The 14551-nt window shown below is 70.5% G+C and carries 13 protein-coding genes and 1 pseudogene; 3 read left to right on the plus strand and 11 right to left on the minus strand.

Annotated elements, in window-relative coordinates; translation table 11 throughout:
• Positions 1–17: 17 nt before the first annotated feature.
• The 5 genes from trpD to ctaE form a co-directional block, all read right to left on the minus strand.
• Positions 18–1082: an anthranilate phosphoribosyltransferase gene (trpD, locus tag RM572_RS27395; protein WP_311676077.1), complete on the minus strand. Its 1065-nt coding sequence runs from the start codon at positions 1080–1082 to the stop codon at positions 18–20.
• Positions 1083–1367: 285 nt separating this feature from the next.
• Positions 1368–2993 (minus strand): cytochrome bc1 complex cytochrome b subunit, encoded by a 1626-nt coding sequence (gene qcrB, locus RM572_RS27400; RefSeq protein WP_136184526.1) that lies wholly within the window; start codon positions 2991–2993, stop codon positions 1368–1370.
• Positions 2990–4069: a cytochrome bc1 complex Rieske iron-sulfur subunit gene (gene qcrA, locus RM572_RS27405; RefSeq protein WP_394813716.1), complete on the minus strand. Its 1080-nt coding sequence runs from the start codon at positions 4067–4069 to the stop codon at positions 2990–2992. Before qcrA ends, qcrB begins: the two co-directional genes overlap by 4 nt.
• Before the next feature lie 26 nt (positions 4070–4095).
• Positions 4096–4908 (minus strand): cytochrome bc1 complex diheme cytochrome c subunit, encoded by an 813-nt coding sequence (gene qcrC / locus RM572_RS27410; protein ID WP_027766044.1) that lies wholly within the window; start codon positions 4906–4908, stop codon positions 4096–4098.
• A gap of 77 nt (positions 4909–4985) precedes the next feature.
• Positions 4986–5606, minus strand: coding sequence for an aa3-type cytochrome oxidase subunit III (ctaE, locus tag RM572_RS27415; protein ID WP_027766043.1), 621 nt, complete (start codon positions 5604–5606; stop codon positions 4986–4988).
• A gap of 211 nt (positions 5607–5817) precedes the next feature.
• Here ctaE and RM572_RS27420 point away from each other — a divergent pair, with 211 nt between their 5' ends.
• Positions 5818–6234 (plus strand): hypothetical protein, encoded by a 417-nt coding sequence (locus tag RM572_RS27420; RefSeq protein WP_311676079.1) that lies wholly within the window; start codon positions 5818–5820, stop codon positions 6232–6234.
• Positions 6235–6307: 73 nt separating this feature from the next.
• Here RM572_RS27420 and RM572_RS27425 read toward each other — a convergent pair whose 3' ends face one another.
• The 4 genes from RM572_RS27425 to ctaC all read right to left on the minus strand — a co-directional run bounded on the left by RM572_RS27425 (position 6308) and on the right by ctaC (position 10866).
• On the minus strand, positions 6308–7579 hold the full coding sequence (locus tag RM572_RS27425) for a L,D-transpeptidase (RefSeq protein WP_311676080.1): 1272 nt from the start codon (positions 7577–7579) through the stop codon (positions 6308–6310).
• Between the two features lie 145 nt (positions 7580–7724).
• Positions 7725–8123 carry a cytochrome c oxidase subunit 4 gene (locus RM572_RS27430; RefSeq protein WP_027763098.1) on the minus strand — a complete coding sequence of 133 codons (399 nt, stop codon included), beginning with the start codon at positions 8121–8123 and terminating at the stop codon, positions 7725–7727.
• Entirely contained in the window at positions 8120–9874 is a 1755-nt protein-coding gene (gene ctaD / locus RM572_RS27435; protein ID WP_311676081.1) for an aa3-type cytochrome oxidase subunit I, read from the minus strand. The genes RM572_RS27430 and ctaD overlap by 4 nt, the downstream gene beginning before the upstream one ends.
• A complete protein-coding gene (ctaC, locus tag RM572_RS27440; RefSeq protein WP_199779568.1) occupies positions 9871–10866 on the minus strand; it encodes an aa3-type cytochrome oxidase subunit II in 996 nt (331 codons plus the stop codon). The genes ctaD and ctaC overlap by 4 nt, the downstream gene beginning before the upstream one ends.
• Before the next feature lie 753 nt (positions 10867–11619).
• Between ctaC and RM572_RS27445 the strand changes: the two genes are divergently transcribed.
• Positions 11620–13074, plus strand: a complete 1455-nt coding sequence (locus RM572_RS27445; protein WP_311676082.1) for a cysteine desulfurase/sulfurtransferase TusA family protein — start codon at positions 11620–11622, stop codon at positions 13072–13074.
• A 21-nt stretch (positions 13075–13095) separates the two neighbouring features.
• Here the strand turns inward: RM572_RS27445 and RM572_RS27450 are convergent, their stop codons facing one another.
• Positions 13096–14070, minus strand: a complete 975-nt coding sequence (locus RM572_RS27450) for a carbohydrate kinase family protein (RefSeq protein WP_311676083.1) — start codon at positions 14068–14070, stop codon at positions 13096–13098.
• Between the two features lie 136 nt (positions 14071–14206).
• Here RM572_RS27450 and RM572_RS27455 point away from each other — a divergent pair, with 136 nt between their 5' ends.
• A complete protein-coding gene (locus tag RM572_RS27455) occupies positions 14207–14428 on the plus strand; it encodes a hypothetical protein (protein ID WP_311676084.1) in 222 nt (73 codons plus the stop codon).
• On the opposite strand, the pseudogene RM572_RS27460 reads toward RM572_RS27455, so the two are convergent.
• Positions 14425–14551 (minus strand): annotated as a pseudogene (locus RM572_RS27460) (IS481 family transposase); the annotation flags it as partial. The gene RM572_RS27455 and the pseudogene RM572_RS27460 sit on opposite strands and share 4 nt — an antisense overlap.

Genomic DNA, 14551 nt, shown 5'->3' on the forward strand with positions numbered 1-14551 from the left:
CGGAGGAACGACAGGACCTACGCGTGGGAGGCGGCGACCCAGCGGTCGAGGGCGGACTTGGCGGCGCCGGAGTCCAGGGACTCCGCCGCGCGCGCGATGCCCGCCGCGAGCTGGTCGGCGAGCGGCTGGTCCGTCGGTTCCAGCGCGGTCAGCGCCGCCGCCGAGTTGAGCAGCACGGCGTCCCGGACCGGCCCCTGCTCGCCCTCCAGCAGGCGCCGCGCCACGTCCGCGTTGTACGCGGCGTCGGCACCGCGCAACGCCTCCACGGGCACCATCTCGAGGCCCACGGTCCGCGGGTCGAAGCTCTCCCGGCGGACGGTGCCGTCGCGCACGATCCACACCGTGGAGGTGCTGGTGGTGGTCAGCTCGTCCAGGCCGTCGTCGCCGCGGAACACCAGCGCGGAGGAGCCGCGTTCGGCGAGCACGCCGGCGAGGATCGGCGCCATCCGGGCGTCCGCGACACCGGTGGCCTGCGCGCGCACCCGTGCCGGGTTGGTGAGCGGGCCGAGGAAGTTGAACGAGGTGGGGATGCCCAGCTCGCGTCGTGCGGCGGCGACGTGCCGCAGCGCCGGGTGGAACTTCACCGCGAAGCAGAAGGTGATGCCGGCCTCCGCGGCGACCTCCGCGACGCGGCGCGGGGTCAGCTCCAGGTTGACGCCCAGCTTCTCCAGCACGTCGGAGGCGCCGCTGGCGGAGGACGCGGCACGGTTGCCGTGCTTGACGACCTTCACCCCGGTGCCGGCGACCACGATCGCCGACATCGTCGAGATGTTGACCGTCTTCGCCCGGTCGCCGCCGGTGCCGACGATGTCCACGGTCGGGCCGGGCACGTCGATGACGTTGGCGTGCGCGTACATGGTGCGCACGAGGCCGGACACCTCGTCCACCGTCTCGCCCTTGGCCCGCAGGGCGACTGCGAACCCGGCGATCTGGGCGTCCGTCGCCTCGCCGCGCATGATGCGGTCCATCGCCCAGGCGGACGCGTCCGCGGAGAGGTCCTCGCCGGCCAGCAGGGCGCTCAGCACGTCCGGCCAGGTGAGGTCGCCTCCGGTGGGAGAGCCGACGTCGGGAACGGTGTTCATGCTGCACGCTCCTGGGTTCGTCGGCCCGGCCGGGGCACCGGCGGACCGTGGGCAGGGGGCCGGCGGCGGACGGCCGCGGCCCGTCGGGAAGGGGGCGGCGGCACGCGTACCGTCGCACGCTGCTCACCCTATCGGCGCGGTGCGCCGGGCCCGGCGCAACGCCCGCATCGTGAGCCGGGGAAACACCCGGACAACGCCCGTGGGCCCCGGCCCTTCCTCGGGGGAAGGGCCGGGGCCCACGGTGTGGTGCGCGCCGCCGGAGCGGTCCGGTCGGCGGCGGGGCGATCAGTGGTGGCCGTGGCCGCTGGTGATCTCCCGGTACTCCTCGGCGGTCGGCTTCGGAATCTGGCCGCTCTCCGGGCCGAAGTAGCTCTTGGAGAGCTTGGCGCGCATCCGGGTGCCGGCGCCGACCTTCCGCTTGACGCCGTTCTCGTCGGTCTCGGGACCGATCTCGAGCGGCTCGGGCTGGTCGTGCGCGGTGAGGGTGTGCAGCTGCTCCTGGCTGAGCGGCTCGTGGACCTCGATGAACTCGCCGTGCGGCAGGCGCTTGATGATGCCGGACTCGCGCCCGTGCAGCACCTTCTCCTTGTCCGCGCGCTGCAGGCCCAGACAGATCCGCTTGGTGATGATGAACGCCAGCACCGGCCCCGCGAAGAACATGATCCGGACGAACCAGGTGATCGCGTTGATCGAGAGGTGGAAGTGCGTGGCGACGAGGTCGTTGCCGCCACCGATCAGCAGGACCATGTAGAGGGTGATCCACGCGACGCCGAACGCCGTACGGGTCGGGGCGTTGCGCGGGCGGTCCGCGATGTGGTGCTCGCGCTTGTCGCCCGTGACCCAGGCCTCGATGAACGGGTAGACCGCGATCGCCGCCAGGACCAGCGGGAAGATCACCAGCGGGATGAACACGCCGAGTACCAGCGTGTGGCCCGCGAAGTTCACCTCCCAGCCCGGCATGAACCGGATCAGGCCCTCCGAGAAGCCCATGTACCAGTCGGGCTGCGCGTTGGTGGACACTTGGTCCGGCCGGTACGGGCCGAGCACCCAGATCGGGTTGATCTGGAACGTCGCCGAGAGGACCGCGATGACGCCGAAGACGAGGAAGAAGAAGCCGCCCGCCTTGGCCATGTAGACCGGCAGCAGGGGCATGCCGACCACGTTCTTGTTGGTGCGTCCGGGGCCCGCGAACTGCGTGTGCTTGTGGTAGAAGACCAGGATCAGGTGCGCCACCAGCAGACCCAGCATGATGCCGGGCAGCAGCAGGACGTGCGCCGCGAAGAACCGCGGAATGATGTCGTGGCCGGGGAACTCGCCGCCGAAGAGGAACATCGACAGGTACGTGCCGACGACCGGCACGGACAGGATCGCGCCCTCCATGAACCGGACGCCCGTGCCGGACAGCAGGTCGTCCGGGAGGGAGTAGCCGGTGAAGCCGGTGAACATGCCGAGCACCAGCAGCAGGAAGCCGAACAGCCAGTTGACCTCGCGCGGCTTGCGGAAGGCGCCGGTGAAGAACACCCGCATCATGTGCACGAGCATCGCGGCGAGGAAGATCAGCGCGGCCCAGTGGTGGATCTGCCGGATGAGCAGACCGCCGCGGACGTCGAAGCTGATCTCCAGGGTCGAGGCGTACGCCTCGGTCATCCGGATGCCGTGCATCGGCACGTAGGTGCCGTGGTACTCGACCTCGGCCATGCTGGGCACGAAGAAGAGCGTCAGGAAGACACCCGTCAGGATGATGATGATGAAGCTGTAGAGCGCGACCTCACCCAGCATGAAGGACGGGTGGTCCGGGAAGATCTTGCGCATGTTGGCCTTGGCCAGGCTGTAGATGCCCAGACGGCCGTCGGCCCAGTCGGCCACCCGCTCGCCGGCGGGTGCCTTCTTCTTCGTCGTTGAAGTACTCATGCTCCGCGCTCCCAGAAGGACGGGCCGACGGGTTCGGCGAAGTCGCCGTCCGCCTGCAGGAACCCTTCGTCATTGACGCTGATCCTCAGCTGCGGCAGCGCGTGGCCGGCCGGACCGAAGAGCACCCGCGCACCGTCGGAGAGGTCGAACGTCGACTGGTGGCAGGGGCACAGCACGTGGTGCGTCTGCTGCTCGTACAGGCTGACCGGGCAACCGACGTGGGTGCAGATCTTCGAGTAGGCCAGCACGCCCTCGTGGCTCCAGTCAAGGGCCTTCTTGTCCTTGATGTCCTCGGGCTGGATGCGCACCAGCATGAGGGCGGCCTTGGCGATCTCGGTGTTGAACTCGTGGTCCTCGGGCTCCAGCCCCTCGGGCCGGGCGAAGGCCAGCGAGCCGACCGGGACGTCCTCGGGCTTGAGCGGCTCACCGGTGTTCTCGTTGATGAGCATCAGGCCCTTCTCCCAGAAGGTGTGCCGCAGCTTGTCCTCCGGCAGCGGACCGAGGTCGCGCAGCAGGACGACGCTGGACAGCGGGAGGAGCGCCAGCGCACCGAACATGGTGTTGCGCACCAGCTTGCGGCGGCCGAGCGCCGACTCCTGGGCGCCCTGGCGGAAGTCCGCCAGCACCTTGCGCTTCAGCTCGGGCTCCGCCTCGACCGGGTGACGCTCGTCGGCGAGCTCCACGTCCGACATCAGGGTGCGGGCCCAGTGGACCGCGCCGATGCCGATGCCGAGCAGCGCGACGCCCAGGGTCATGCCGAGGGCGAAGTTCAGGGCGCTGATGTGCCCGAGCGGCCAGATGTAGACGATCTGCTCGATGGGGAACGCGACGTAGGAGGCGATGAAGCCGACCGTGGCGAGCATCGAGATGACGAAGTACAGCGCGACCGTGCGCTCGGACCGCTTGGCGGCCCGCTCGTCGACGTCCTGGATGCGGTGCTCGTGGGGCGGCAGCCCGGGGTCGCGGAAGGGGTCCTCCGCGAGGGCCGCCTCGGCGCCGTGCCCGGGGTCCTTCTCGGCCTCGTGGGCCTCGTCCCGCCGCTCGGGCAGTTTCTCGTTCGGGTCGTGGTCTGACACGTTGTCGTGGGATCCAGTCTCGCTGCTCATGACTTCTTGGCCTTCGCTGTCCGGGCCGCGACCCAGATGGCCAGGGCGATCATCGCCCCGAGCCCGAACACCCAGGCGAACAGACCCTCGGCCACCGGGCCGAGTCCGCCGAGCTTGACGCCGCCGGGGGTCTCCGCCTCGTCGCTGTTGACTTCCTCGAGGTACGCGACGATGTCCTTCTTGTCGGACTCCGTCAGCACCGTGTCGGGGAAGGAGGGCATGGCCTGCGGACCGCTCTGCATGGCCTCGTAGATGTACTTCGGCTCGACGCCGCCGAGGTCGGGGGCGAACTTGCCCTCGGAGAGGGCGCCGCCCTCACCGGTGAAGTTGTGGCACTGCGCGCAGTTCGTACGGAAGAGCTCACCGCCGTTGGCGATGTCCGCGCCCTCCGGGTTGTACTGCTCCTCGGTCGGGACGCTCGGGCCCGGGCCCAGGGAGGCCACGTACGCCGCCAGCTGGTCGATCTCGGCCTGCGAGTAGACCTTGGGCTTCTCGACGCCCTGCGGGCCGGGCTGCTGGAGCGGCATGCGGCCGGTGCCGACCTGGAAGTCCACCGCGGCGGCGCCGACGCCCACCAGGCTCGGACCGTCGCTGGTGCCCTGGCCGCCCTTGCCGTGGCAGCTGGAGCAGCCCACCAGGTAGAGCTTGCGGCCCTCCTTGATGGCGAGGGACTGGCCGGCCTTGGTGTCGGCCTTCGCCTCGTCGGCCGGCGCGAACGTGGCGTACAGCCCCCCGGTGGCCGCCAGCGCGAAGAGTAGGACGACGAGCGCCGCCAGCGGATGGCGCCGTCGTGCGGAGAGCTTTTTCACGGATTACCCCGGTGTCAGGATCTTCTGCGTCGATGCTTCTGGCTGTGTCTGCGCGTGGTCGGGCCGCGCGGCCCGGCTCACTTGATCAGGTAGATCGTGGCGAAGAGGCCGATCCAGACGACATCGACGAAGTGCCAGTAATAGGACACGACGATGGCCGCAGTGGCCTGGTGGTGGGTGAACCTCCTGGCCGCGTACGTCCGCCCCAGGACGAACAGGAACGCGATGAGGCCGCCCGTCACGTGCAGTCCGTGGAAGCCGGTGGTCAGGTAGAAGACGGAGCCGTACGGGTCGGACGAGAGCGAGAGGCCCTCGTGCATGACCAGCTCCGTGTACTCGTAGATCTGACCGCCGATGAAGACCGCGCCCATGAGGAAGGTGATGATGAACCAGCCTCGGAGCTTCTTCACGTCACCGCGCTCGGCGGCGAACACGCCGAGCTGACAGGTGAGTGAGGAGAGCACCAGGATCGTGGTGTTCGTCGCGGAGAAGGGAAGATTCAGTGCCTCGGCGCTCTCCCTCCAGTACTCGGCACCCGTCACCGACCGCAGCGTGAAGTACATCGCGAACAGTGCCGCGAAGAACATCAACTCGGAACTCAGCCAGATGATCGTTCCGACGCTGGTGAGGTTCGGCCGGTTGACCGACGGGTGTGCGTGCCCGGTTTCTACTGCTGTTGCTGTCGCCACGCCCGTCATTATGTCGGTCGCTTATCCCGGGTTCACTTCCGGGGGTGCCGTTCGGTGTGTCCGGCGCCCGTGGACTGCGCAGACGGCCCCCGGGAAGGCCCCCGGAAGAGGGTACGAAGCGGTGTCGGCGGGCCCTTCGAGGGAGTAGCATCCGGCTCACCGGGACCTCGATCACGTACGGCTTCCCGGTCCGTCTCACCGACCCCTTCGCGGAGGAACGATGCAGCCGACCGCCACGGTGCTGGTCTACAGCGACGACGCCAACACCCGGGAGCAGGTCCGGCTCGCGGCGGGGCGGCGCCCCGCCGCGGACGCCCCGCAGGTCGAGTACGTGGAGTGCGCGACGCTGCCCGCCCTGCTGTCCACCCTGGAGGAGCGGACGGTCGACGTGTGCGTGCTGGACGGGGAGGCCGTGCCGGCCGGCGGCATGGGCGTGTGCCGCCAGATCAAGGACGAGATCTTCCGCTGCCCGCCGGTGCTGCTGCTGATCGGCCGGCCGGAGGACGCCTGGCTGGCGACCTGGAGCCGGGCCGAGGCCGCGGTGTCGCACCCGGTCGACCCGGTCGCTCTCGCGGACGCGCTGGCCGGTCTGCTGCGCGGCGACCACCGCAGCGCGGGCGCCGCGGGCGCCGCCTGACCCCTCCGCACACGACGCCCGGCCGCCGCGCGGGGGACCTCCCGCACGGCGCCCGGGCGCGTCCTGTGGGTGCTCAGGCCTGGAAGCGGAGCCGGGCCTGGGCGAACTCGATGTCGCCCAGAGGCGCCTCGGCGGGCTTGCCCTCGCCGGTGAGGGCGCTGCCCTCGCGCCACTCGGACCAGCTCAGGTTCCAGTCGCCGAAGCCGTTGCCGAACGCGGGCATCTGCTCGCCGCCGTCGCCGTTGACGTAGGTGAACACGTCGCCCTCCTGCACGAGGCCGAAGAGCCACTTGGCGTTCTCGGTGCTCATGCCGGTGCAGCCGTGGCTGGTGTTGGCGACGCCCTGCGACCCGGAGGACCAGGGCGCGGCGTGCAGGAACTCGCCGCTGTGGGTGAGGCGGGCGTTCCAGTAGACCGGCAGGTCGTAGGACTCGGAGCTGCCCGCGGGGATGCCGATGCTCCCGCTGGTCATGCGGAGGAACTGGGTCTTGCCGAGGATCACCTTGACGCCGACCCGGGTGCGGAACCCGGGCTTGCCGGCGCTGATCGGGATGGTGCGCGCCTCCTCGCCGTCCCGGGTGACGGTCAGGGTGTGCGCGGCGAGGTCGACGGTGCCTTCGACACGGTCGTCGGTGCGTATGCTCAGCGGCTTGGAGACGCCGCCGCGGAGGCCGTCGCGTATCTTGATCCCCTCCAGCGCCGCCGAGACGGATATGGAGGCGTGCGAGGGCCAGTACTCCTTGGGCCGGTAGTGCAGCGTCTGCGCATCCACCCAGTGCCAGCCGCCCTGCGCCCGGGGGGTGGAGCGGACGTTCAGGGCGCGCTCCACGGTCTCCCGCTGCTCGCGTCCCTTGACCTTGTGACTGAGCTCGGCGACGAGCGGCTGGCCGACGCCGTACTCGCCCTTCTCCGGGCCGAAGGTGACGGTGAACTTCTTGCCGTCGGAGGGCCGCGTCCCGAACCGGACGGTGCGGCGTCCCGGCTCGCCGTCCTCGTTCTCGGTACTCACCCGGACGGTGTAACGGGTGCCTGCGGCGAGCGGCGCGGTGCTGTGCCAGCGGGCACCGTCCTCGGAGAGCCTGCCGCGCACGTGCCGTCCGCCGGCGTCCGTGGCGACCACGTCGGTGAGGAGGGCCTCGCCGTCCTCGGCGGTGACCACGAGGGGCTTGCGGTAGTCGACGTCGTCGCTGCCGTCCTCGGCGCTCAGCGCGACCTGGCTTCCGGCGTCGTACGGGGCGGCCGCCAGTGGATGACCGTCCTCTCCGCAGGCGGTGAGCCCCACCGCCAGGGGCCCCAGCAGAAGGGCGCAGCTCACCGCCGTGCGGCGCTTCCGTATGTCAGTCATGACTTCACGTTAGGAACGCGCGGGGGCGGTGGCCCGTCGGCTTGGGCCGATCGGGTCCTCTTCGCGCGACAGGCCCCCGGCAATGCCGGGGGCCTGTCGTGGTGTGCGCGATGCTTGCGGGTTCTGCGCCTGCCGGCTTCCGCGCCTACTGGTTCTGCGCCTCGCCGCGGTAGTACTCGAAGAACCAGCCGAAGAGGCCGATGAGCACCACGGGCAGCGAGAAGAAGAACAGCCACCAGCCGAAGATGATGCCCAGGAAGGCCAGGGCACCGCCGAGGGCCAGGGCGAACGGCTGCCAGCTGTGCGGGCTGAAGAAGCCCACCTCGCCGGCGTCGTCGGCGACGTCCGCCTCCTTCTCGTCCTGCGGGCCGACGTCCACCCGGCGTGCGGTGAACGCCAGGTAGAAGCCGATCATCATGGCCAGACCGAAGGTGAGGAAGAGCGCGGTCGTGCCGACCGGCTCCTTCGACCAGACGCCGTAGACGATCGCCATGGCCAGCATGAAGAAGGAAAGCCAGATGAACATCTGTCCCTGGATCTTCACTTCCCGACCTCCTTGCCGGTGGCGGCTTCCTTGCCCGGGTCGACGATGTCACGCTGCCCGGTGTCCTCGATCTGGTCCAGGGCGGCGATCTCGGGATGGTGCAGGTCGAACGCGGGGGACTCGGACCGCACGCGGGGCAGGGTGACGAAGTTGTGCCGCGGCGGCGGGCACGAGGTCGCCCACTCCAGCGAACGGCCGTACCCCCACGGGTCGTCGACCTCGATCTTCTTCCCGTGCTTGGCGGTCTTCCAGACGTTGTAGAAGAACGGCAGGAGGGACATGCCCAGCAGGAAGGAGCTGATCGTCGAGATGGTGTTCAGCGCGGTGAACCCGTCGGCGGCCAGGTAGTCGGCGTACCGGCGCGGCATGCCCTCGGCGCCCAGCCAGTGCTGGACCAGGAAGGTGCCGTGGAAGCCGATGAAGAGGGTCCAGAAGGTGATCTTGCCGAGCCGTTCGTCGAGCATCTTGCCGGTGAACTTCGGCCACCAGAAGTGGAAGCCGGCGAACATCGCGAAGACGACCGTGCCGAACACGACGTAGTGGAAGTGGGCCACCACGAAGTAGCTGTCGGAGACGTGGAAGTCCAGCGGCGGCGAGGCGAGGATGACGCCGGTCAGACCACCGAAGGTGAAGGTGATCAGGAAGCCGATCGTCCAGAGCATCGGCGTCTCGAAGGACAGCGAGCCCTTCCACATCGTGCCGATCCAGTTGAAGAACTTCACGCCCGTCGGCACCGCGATGAGGAACGTCATGAACGAGAAGAACGGCAGGAGCACGCCGCCCGTCACGTACATGTGGTGCGCCCACACCGTCACCGACAGGCCGGCGATGGCGATGGTCGCGCCGATCAGGCCGATGTAGCCGAACATCGGCTTGCGGCTGAAGACCGGGATGACCTCCGAGACGATGCCGAAGAACGGCAGCGCGATGATGTACACCTCGGGGTGGCCGAAGAACCAGAACAGGTGCTGCCAGAGCAGCGCACCGCCGTTGGACGAGTCGAAGACCATCGAGCCGAACTTGCGGTCCGACTCCAGCACCAGCAGCGCGGCGGCCAGCACCGGGAAGGCCAGCAGCACCAGCACACCGGTGAGCAGCACGTTCCAGGTGAAGATCGGCATCCGGAACATCGTCATGCCGGGCATGCGCATGCAGATGATGGTGGTGATGAAGTTGACCGAGCCGAGGATGGTGCCGAAGCCCGAGAAGGCCAGACCCATGATCCACATGTCGGCGCCGATGCCCGGCGAGTAGACCTCGCTGCTCAGCGGCGCGTACGCGAACCAGCCGAAGCTCGCCGACCCCTGCGGAGTGAGGAAGCCGCCGACCGCGATCAGCGAGCCGAAGAGGTAGAGCCAGTAGGCGAACATGTTCAGCCGCGGGAACGCCACGTCGGGCGCGCCGATCTGGAGCGGCATGATCCAGTTCGCGAAGCCCGCGAACAGCGGAGTGGCGAACATCAGCAGCATGACCGTGCCATGCATGGTGAACGCCTGGTTGAACTGCTCGTTCGACAGGATCTGCGTGCCCGGGCGGGCGAGTTCGGCGCGCATGAAGAGCGCCATCACGCCGCCGATGACGAAGAAGAAGAACGAAGTGATGAGGTACAGCGACCCGATCGTCTTGTGGTCGGTGGTCGTCAGCCACTTCACCACGACGTTGCCGGGCTCCTTGCGGCGCTGCGAGGAGAGACCGCTCTGGGCAGCGATCGTGTCCTCGGCGGCACCCTGGGGTTCGTTGAGGATGCTCACGGGTTATTCGTCTCCGCATTCCTGGTGTCGCCGATGGTCGCGACACCCGCCGGGATGTAACCGGTCTGGCCCTTCTCCGCCAGCTCTTCCAGGTGCTTCTGGTAGCGCTCCGGCGAAACGATCTTGACGTTGAAGAGCATCCGGGAGTGGTCCACACCGCACAGCTCGGCGCACTTGCCCATGTAGGTGCCCTCCATCTCGGGAGTCACCTCGAAGCGGTTGGTGTGGCCGGGGATGACGTCCTGCTTCATCAGGAAGGGAACCACCCAGAAGGAGTGGATGACGTCCCGCGAGGTCAGCACGAACTGGACGGTCTCGCCCTTCGGCAGCCACAGGGTCGGGCCCGGGTTGCCGTTCTGGAAGTTCCGGTCGGCCGGCGTGCCCGCGGTGTAGACGCCCTCGGCGCCCTCCGGGAACGCCTCCTTCATCCGGTCCGGGATGGCGGCGAGTTCCTCGGAGTCCGTGTTGTCCGTGGAGGTGTCGCCGTCGACGTTCTCGACGTAGTTGAAGCCCCAGCTCCACTGGTAGCCCACCACGTTGACGACGTGGTCCGGCTTGTCGGAGGTCTTCAGGAGCTCGGCCTCGTCACGGGCCGTGAAGTAGAAGAGGACCGACACGATGATGATCGGGACCACGGTGTACAGCGCCTCGATGGGCATGTTGTACCGGGTCTGTGTCGGGACCTCCACCTTGGTGTGCGAACGCCGGTGGAAGATGATGCTCCACAGGATCAGCCCGAGCACCAGGGCGCCCGTGGCGAGCGCAGCCGCCCACGAGCCCTGCCACAGGGAGAGGATCCGCGGCGCCTCCTCCGTCACCGGGGTGGGCATGCCGAGGCGGGGGAAGTCCTTGTAGGTGCAACCGGTGGCGGTAGCCAGGACCAGTCCCGCAGCCAGCGCCTGCGGCAGCATCCGCCGCATCGGGCGCCGTGACATGGGGGTACCGCCCACGCCCTTCGGGCGGTGGGGGAGGTCGGAGCCGTTGGGACTCACGTAGCGCCTTCCCGAGAGTCTCGCCCGCTCAGCCGGGCTCGGCCGTCTTAGTGGTCGGGCGCCGGCCCCTGGCGCGGGCAGGGGTTTGATGTTTATGCGGGCCAAACCTTACTGGACGGGATTTGGACCCGCGCCAGGAGGGTCCGTCTCCCGCGTGGCGGCTCCGCCGCGGCCGTCCGGCGGTTCCGGCCGCGCCCCGCCCGCCCCGGCCCGCGTCCTCAACCGGCCGTCCCCGGCGCCTCCGCGCGCACCCGGCACCCTCCGCGGACTGCCGCACCGGGCCCCCGCCCCGGACCGTGCTCCGCCGGCACTCGCCGGCGCGGCCGGCGCTCCGGGGCCCGCCGCTCCTCGACGGCCCCGGGGCGGCCCTCCCCCAGGAGTACGCCGCGGGCGGGCGGTCGCTCGTCCGGGCCGGCGGGCGCGGGTACCGGGGCGGGGTCGGCCGTGACCGGCGACACCTCCGCCCGCGTCGGGCGGAGGACGCCCACGCGGGCGGCGTCGACTCACCCCGGGGGCCTCGTGCCGTTCGGCGGCCGGAAGCTGTCCGAGCCGGGCGTGCGACGAGGAGAGAGCCGGGCTGCGGACACCGGATGCCGCTGCGGAGACGCGGACCTGCCACTCCGGCACGGGCCGAAGCCCGGGAACGCCCCGCCGTGCGGCGCGGGGGCCGGTCACGGCGTGCGGCGTGCGGCGTGCGGCGTGCGGCGTAGGGAGGGTTCCGGGATTCACCGGGCCGGGCGCTAGCGTGAAGGCGTGCCGTACTTCGACGCCGCGTCGTCCGTTCCGCTGCATCCCGTCGCCCGGCAGGCCCTGGTCGCCGCGCTGGACGAAGGCTGGGCCGACCCGGCCCGGCTCCACCGCGAGGGCCGGCGCGCGCGGATGCTGCTGGACGCCGCGCGGCAGACCGCCGCGGAGGCGGTCGGATGCCGCCCGGACGAGCTGACGTTCACCCCGTCGGGCACCCAGGCCCTGCACACCGGCGTGGCCGGTGCGGTCGCAGGCCGACGGCGCGCGGGCCGGCACCTTGTGGTCTCCGCGGTGGAGCATTCCGCGGTGTTGCACGCGGCGGCCGCCCACGAGGCGGACGGCGGGACCGTCGCCGAGGTGGCCGTGGGCCGTACCGGCGCCGTCGACCCCGGCGCGTTCGCCGCCGCGCTCACCGAGGGCACCGCGTTGGCCTGCCTGCAGAGCGCCAACCACGAGGTCGGCACGGAACAGCCCGTCGCCGGAGTTGCCGAGGCGTGCCGTGCGGCGGGCGTGCCGCTGCTGGTGGACGCGGCCCAGTCGCTCGCCTGGGATGCCGTGGACGGCCCGTGGTCGTTGCTGGCCGGCAGCGCCCACAAGTGGGGCGGTCCGCCCGGAGTCGGCCTGCTCGTGGTGCGGAAGGGCACCCGCTTCGCCCCGCCGGGCCCCTCGGACGAGCGGGAGTCGGGCCGCGCCCCGGGGTTCGGGAACCTCCCGGCGGTCGTCGCCGCCGCAGCGTCGCTGCGGGCGGTGCGCGCGGAGGCCGCGGCCGAGGCCGCCCGGCTCCGGGCCCTGGTGGACCGCGTCCGCACCCGGGTGCCCGAACTCGTCGGGGACGTCGAGGTGGTGGGCGACCCGGTGCACCGGCTGCCGCACGTGGTCACCTTCTCCTGCCTGTACGTGGACGGCGAGGCGCTGCTGCACGCCCTGGACCGCGCCGGGTTCTCGGTGTCGTCCGGCTCCTCCTGCACGTCGAGCACGCTGACGCCCAGCCACGTGCTGCGCGCCATGGGGGTGCTGTCCGAGGGGAACGTCCGCGTGTCGTTGCCGCCGGGTGCCCGCGAGGAGGACGTGGAACGGTTCCTGGCCGAACTCCCCGGCGCGGTGGCCTCCGTGCGCGCCCAGCTCGGCGCACCGGCGAGCGCCCCCGGCGCGCCGGCCGACGTCCGGGCGGACGGCGGCCCGGACGCGTCGGAAGCGTCGGAGGCGTCGGAGGCGTCGGAGGCGTCCGAGGACGCGGAGGAGGACGCCCTGACCGTCGACGCCCTCGGCACGCTCTGTCCGGTGCCGGTGATCGAGCTGGCGAAGGTGATCGGCGAGGTACCCGTCGGCGGGGTGGTCACGGTCCTCGCGGACGACGAGGCCGCCCGGCTCGACATTCCCGCCTGGTGCGCGATGCGCGGCCACACCTACCTGGGTGCCGGTCCGGACGGCACGTCCTACCGGATCCGCCGGGCCGCCTGAGCGGCCCGGACCGGTCCGGCGTCAGCCGAGGTGGGACTGCACCTCGGCGGCCGCGGCGTCGCCGTAGGCCTTGGTGAAGCGCTCCATGAAGTGGCCGCGACGCAGCTCGTACTCCTGGGTGCCCAGGGTCTCGATGACCAGGGTGGCCAGCATGCAGCCGACCTGCGCGGCGCGTTCGAGGGAGACGTCCCAGCTCAGACCGGTGAGGAAGCCGGCCCGGAAGGCGTCGCCCACGCCGGTGGGGTCGACCTTGGCCTCCTCCTCGGGCGGGCTGACGAGGAGGGGCTCCTCGCCCTTGCGGTCGATCCGCACGCCCTTGGCGCCCAGGGTGGTCACCCGGGTGCCGACCCGGTCGAGGATGTCCGCGTCGCTCCAGCCGGTCTTGGACTCGACCAGGCCCTTCTCGTACTCGTTGGTGAAGAGGTACGTCGCGCCCTCCGTCAGCACGCGGATGTCGTCGCCCTCCATGCGCGCGATCTGCTGGGAGAAGTCGGCGGCGAAGGGGATGCCGCGGGTACGGCACTCCTCGGTGTGGCGGATCATCGCCTCGGGGTCGTCGGCGCCGATGCACACCAGGTCCAGGCCGCCCACGCGCTCGGCCACGGCCTGGAGTTCGATCAGCCGGGCCTCGCTCATCGCGCCGGTGTAGAAGGAGCCGATCTGGTTGTGGTCCGCGTCGGTGGTGCACACGAAGCGGGCGGTGTGCGCGGTGGTGGAGATGCGCACCGACTCGGTGTCCACGCCGTGCCGGTCCAGCCAGGCCCGGTACTCCTCGAAGTCCTCGCCGGCCGCGCCGACCAGGATCGGGCGGGCGCCCAGGCAGCCCATGCCGAAGCAGACGTTCGCCGCCACCCCGCCGCGGCGCACGTCCAGGGAGTCGACCAGGAAGGACAGCGAGACCGTGTGCAGCTGGTCCGCGACGAGCTGGTCGGCGAAACGGCCGGGGAAGGTCATCAGGTGGTCGGTCGCGATGGAGCCGGAGACAGCGATACGCACGGCGAATTCGCTCCAGGAAGGAGAACGGAAGGGCGGTCCCGACCACGCTACCCGGTCACCGACCGTATCCGAACAGGACAGAACTACCAGATAGTAGGGCTTTCCCCCGTCTTCGGAGCATGCGTACTGTCGGGGTATGAGCACCCATGGCGCCGATGCGCCCACAGCCGGTCACCGTTCGGCGGAGCCGGAGTCCCTCGCCCAGCTGCGCGGCGACTGCGCACGGATGTCCGAGCGCTGGCCCCGTACGGCGCACGGTGCCGCGCCGCGCGCGGCGGCGTCGGAGCGGCCGCGCGGGGTGCACGTTCCCGAGCGCTCCGCGCACCTGCTGGACGGCATGTCCGACTACGGGGACTAGGTGTATTGACCCGGAGCGTTGTTCACACGGCTGATCGGTGGCTGGCCGCCGAGTGCGGTGTGGCAGCGGTGGTGGTTGTAGGTGTGCAGGAAGTCTTGCAGAGCTGCGGTCCGCTGCTCGTTG

The sequence above is a fragment of the Streptomyces hazeniae genome, from assembly GCF_031845485.1.
Classification (GTDB): Bacteria; Actinomycetota; Actinomycetes; order Streptomycetales; family Streptomycetaceae; genus Streptomyces; species Streptomyces hazeniae.

Coding starts and splice junctions, on each gene's coding strand:
- trpD (WP_311676077.1), bottom strand. CDS start 1,082: ATGAACACCGTTCCCGACGTCGGCTCTCCCACCGGAGGCGACCTCACC.
- qcrB (WP_136184526.1), bottom strand. CDS start 2,993: ATGAGTACTTCAACGACGAAGAAGAAGGCACCCGCCGGCGAGCGGGTG.
- ctaE (WP_027766043.1), bottom strand. CDS start 5,606: ATGACGGGCGTGGCGACAGCAACAGCAGTAGAAACCGGGCACGCACAC.
- RM572_RS27420 (WP_311676079.1), top strand. CDS start 5,818: ATGCAGCCGACCGCCACGGTGCTGGTCTACAGCGACGACGCCAACACC.
- RM572_RS27425 (WP_311676080.1), bottom strand. CDS start 7,579: ATGACTGACATACGGAAGCGCCGCACGGCGGTGAGCTGCGCCCTTCTG.
- RM572_RS27455 (WP_311676084.1), top strand. CDS start 14,207: ATGAGCACCCATGGCGCCGATGCGCCCACAGCCGGTCACCGTTCGGCG.